Origin of the sequence: Pseudomonas sp. MD195_PC81_125 (assembly GCF_014060985.1) — a bacterium.
GTDB lineage: Bacteria > Pseudomonadota > Gammaproteobacteria > Pseudomonadales > Pseudomonadaceae > Aquipseudomonas > Aquipseudomonas parakoreensis.
The window spans coordinates 1-4,209 of record NZ_JABULD010000244.1 but is presented as its reverse complement, the minus strand read 5'-3'; the positions used below and the strand labels follow the sequence as shown (position 1 = coordinate 4,209).

The following is a 4,209-nucleotide window of genomic DNA, read 5'->3' as shown; positions in this document are numbered from 1 at the left end:
TGAAAGCATCTAAGCGGGAAACTTGCCTCAAGATGAGATCTCACTGGAACCTTGAGTTCCCTGAAGGGCCGTCGAAGACTACGACGTTGATAGGTTGGGTGTGTAAGCGCTGTGAGGCGTTGAGCTAACCAATACTAATTGCCCGTGAGGCTTGACCATATAACACCCAAGCAATTTGAATGCTCGAAAGAGACCAGATTGCGGTGTGTGAAGACGCAATGAACCGAAAGTTCGCGCTGCTCACAAACACCTGTATCACATACCCGATTTGCTGAAGCGAGGCCAGCCGGTCACGAGTCAGTACCCGAATTTCTTGACGACCATAGAGCGTTGGAACCACCTGATCCCATCCCGAACTCAGAAGTGAAACGATGCATCGCCGATGGTAGTGTGGGGTTTCCCCATGTGAGAGTAGGTCATCGTCAAGATTAAATTCCGAAACCCCAATTGCGAAAGCAATTGGGGTTTTGTTTTGCCCGCAGGAAAGTATTTTTACTTAGGCAGCGAACAATTTTGCACAGTTATTTTCGAATCAGAACACTAGAATAGCCCCATCCTTTTCGGAGCCAGAGCCTTTATGTCAGATCCGGTTGACGCCCAAGGGCTGTCAGATTTACCGCTGGAAGACTTGGTGGCCTGTCATGAGTGCGACCTGCTAATGCGCAAGCCCAAGCTTGCCCATGGCGAAAAAGCACTCTGCCCTCGCTGCGGTTACGAGTTGTACGCCCACCGCCATAACGTGGTGCAGCGCAGCCTTGCCCTGGTGATCGCAGCATTATTGCTGTACATCCCGGCAAACTTTTTACCCATCATGCAACTCAATATCCTCGGACAATCTTCGCAGGATACGGTCTGGAGTGGCGTGCTCGGCTTGTTCAATACGGACATGCAGGGCGTTTCGATCGTTGTATTCCTGTGCAGTATGGCTATTCCGTTGCTGAAGTTGCTGTGCCAGTTATTCGTATTGCTGACGATCCGTTTCAACGTCGGGCGTAGCTACGGTTTGCTGCTGTATCGCATTTATCACCACCTCAAAGATTGGGGAATGCTCGAGGTTTACCTCATGGGCGTCCTCGTGGCGATCGTCAAACTGGCGGACATGGCGGCCATCACCGTCGGCCTCGGTCTGGCGTGTTTCATCGGTTTGTTGTTGGTTCAGATCTGGCTGGAAGTGGTGATGTCACCGCATCAGATCTGGCAGGCGTTATCAGGAGAGGATGCCCATGCGGGCGATTGATGCGGGCATTCTGATCTGTACCGAATGCCATGAATTGAACAAACTGGATGCGGACATCGACGAGCAAACCTGCACCCGCTGCGGTGCGCTGGTTCACGCTCGTCGTCCGAACAGTCTGGCCCGAACCTGGGCCCTGCTAATCACGGCTGCGATTATCTACATCCCGGCCAATGTGTTGCCGATCATGACGGTCAGTTCGCTGGGTCAGGGCGATCCCAGCACCATCATGTCCGGCGTGATCCAGTTGGTGCAGCACGGCATGATCCCGATTGCCGCGGTGGTGTTCATCGCCAGTATTCTGGTGCCGACGTTCAAACTGGTCGGTATCGCGCTGTTGCTGTTTTCTGTACAGCGCCGCCAGCCATTGTCTGCACGGCAGCGGATCTGGATGTATCGCTTCATCGAGTTCATCGGTCGCTGGTCGATGCTCGACATCTTTGTGATCGCCATTCTGGTGGCGGTCGTCAACTTCGGCCGGCTTGCCAATGTCGAAGCCAATCTTGGCGCCATCGCTTTCGCCAGTGTGGTGATTCTGACGATGCTTGCCGCAGTAACTTTCGATCCCCGACTGATTTGGGATAACACGGAGTCGGACGACGACCATGACTGATTTGCCTGTAGCGAAAACCCGACCGGCCTCCAACTGGTCTGCCATCTGGGTACTGCCCCTGATCGCCCTGATCATCGGCGGCTGGCTTGGCTGGCGTGCCTATAACGAAACCGGTATCGAGATTCAGGTTCGTTTCGAAAGCGGTGAAGGCATCCAGGCCAACAAAACCGAGGTCATGTACAAAGGCATGTCGGTCGGTAAGGTGAAGACGCTCAAGCTCGACGACGAAGGCAATTCCAAAGGCGTGATCGCCACTGTGGAGATGAACAAGGACGTCGAACAATACCTCAAGACCAGCACCCGCTTCTGGTTGGTGAAACCAAGCGTCACCCTGGCCGGCATCACAGGACTGGAAACACTGGTTTCGGGGAACTACGTGGCCATCAGCCCGGGTGAAGGCGAGCCGACCCGCAAGTTCAAGGCCCTGGCTGAAGAGCCGCCATTGTCGGATTCCAAGCCTGGCCTGCACCTGACTATCAAGGCCGATCGCCTCGGTTCGCTGAATCGCGGCAGCCCGGTGTTCTACAAGCAGATCAAAGTCGGTCAGATCAAAAGCTACGTGCTGTCTGAAGACCAGAGCACCGTTGAACTGAAAGTGTTCATCGAACCGACCTACGCCAAACTGGTGCGCAAACACACGCGTTTCTGGAATGCCAGCGGCATCAGCATCGACGCCAACCTGTCGGGGGTGAAAGTGCGCAGCGAGTCCCTGGCGAGCATCGTCGCCGGCGGTATCGCCTTCGCCACTCCGGAGAATCGCAAGGACAGTCCACCCACCGATCCAAGCCTGCCGTTCCGTTTGTATGAGGACTTCGACGCCGCCGCTGCCGGCATTCGGGTCAAGGTCAAACTCAGTGACTTTGAAGGCCTGCAGGCCGGTCGCACGCCGGTGATGTACAAGGGCATTCAGGTCGGCAACCTGAAAGCGTTGAAAATCGATCCGGATCTCAACAGCGCCACGGCCGAACTGACGCTGGATCCTCTGGCCGAAGACTACCTGGTCGATGGCACGCAGTTCTGGGTGGTCAAGCCGTCGATTTCCCTGGCCGGTATTACCGGGCTCGAAGCGTTGGTAAAAGGCAACTACATCGCCGTGCGTCCGGGCGACAAAGGTGCTGCGCCGAAACGCGAATTCGAGGCGCGGCCAAAAGCCCCGCCACTGGATCTGCGCGCCCCCGGTCTGCATCTGGTGCTGTTCACCGATGTTCTCGGTTCGATCGAAGTCGGCAGTCCGATTCTGTACAAACAGGTCAAGGTTGGCTCGGTCCAGAGCTATCAATTCTCCAAGACCAAAAAACAGATCGTCATTGGCGTGCATATCGAGAAGGAGTACGAAAACCTGGTCAACGCCTCGACGCGCTTCTGGAATGTCAGCGGCATCACCCTCACCGGTGGTCTGACGGGCGGAATTCAAGTGAAGAGCGAGTCGTTGCAGACGTTGATGGCCGGCGGTATCGCTTTCGAAACCCCGCAAGCCAAGGCGCCGTTGCAGAAGCGTATTCCGCGCTTCCGTCTGTTCGCCAACCATGACGAGGCCAACCAGAAAGGCACGCTGGTGACGATCAAGGTCGACCGCGCCGATGGTTTGCGCCCGGGCACCCCGATTCGTTTCAAGGGGCTGGATGTCGGCAAGATTGAAGACGTCGATCTGACCGACGATCTGCAAGCCGTGATGATTACCGCGCGGATCACTGAAGTGCCGGAGAAGATTGCCCGGGTCGGCAGCCAGTTCTGGGTGGTCAAGCCGGAGTTGGGGCTGATCAAGACCCAGAATCTGGAAACCCTGGTCACCGGGCAGTACGTGGAAGTGCAGCCGGCGGCGAAAAATCTTGGCCCGCAGAAGAACTTCGTCGCGCTGGCCAGTCCGCCGGAGGTGGTCAAGCAAGAGGCCGGTTTGAGTCTGGTGTTGAGTGCCGCCCGTCGTGGCTCGCTGAAACCGGGCGTACCCGTGACCTACCGGGAAATCACCGTGGGCAAGGTCACCGGTTATGAACTGGGGCAGACGGCCGATCGGGTGTTGGTGCACATTCTGATCGAGCCGAAATATGCGCCGTTGGTGCGCAGCGGCAGCCGATTCTGGAATACCAGCGGCGTCGGTTTCGACATCGGCTTGTTCAATGGTCTGACAGTGCGCACAGAGTCGCTGGAGACGGCGATTCAGGGGGGCATCGCTTTCGCTACCCCGGACGGTGAACGGATGGGCAACCCGGCGCGTGCGGAACAGACGTTCCCGCTGTTCGAAAAGTTTGAGGATGAGTGGCTGACCTGGGCGCCGAAGATTTCGCTCGGTAAGTAATCCGGAATTGATGTGGCGTCTACAAAGACGCCATCGCTGGCAAGCCAGCTCCCACAGGGTTTCATG

The 4,209-nt window shown here is 56.6% G+C and carries 3 protein-coding genes and 2 rRNA genes; all 5 read left to right on the top strand.

Features of this window, described 5'->3' with window-relative positions; all coding sequences use genetic code 11:
* Positions 1-159, top strand: a 23S ribosomal RNA gene (locus HT737_RS10565); the annotation flags it as partial.
* A 153-nt stretch (positions 160-312) separates the two neighbouring features.
* A 5S ribosomal RNA gene (gene rrf, locus HT737_RS10560) occupies positions 313-428 on the top strand.
* 149 nt (positions 429-577) lie between these two features.
* On the top strand, positions 578-1,237 hold the full coding sequence (locus HT737_RS10555; RefSeq protein ID WP_047296559.1) for a paraquat-inducible protein A: 660 nt from the start codon (positions 578-580) through the stop codon (positions 1,235-1,237).
* Positions 1,224-1,847, top strand: coding sequence for a paraquat-inducible protein A (locus HT737_RS10550; protein ID WP_182402494.1), 624 nt, complete (start codon positions 1,224-1,226; stop codon positions 1,845-1,847). Before HT737_RS10555 ends, HT737_RS10550 begins: the two co-directional genes overlap by 14 nt.
* Positions 1,840-4,143, top strand: a complete 2,304-nt coding sequence (locus HT737_RS10545) for a PqiB family protein (RefSeq protein ID WP_182402492.1) — start codon at positions 1,840-1,842, stop codon at positions 4,141-4,143. The genes HT737_RS10550 and HT737_RS10545 overlap by 8 nt, the downstream gene beginning before the upstream one ends.
* Positions 4,144-4,209: the final 66 nt, after the last annotated feature.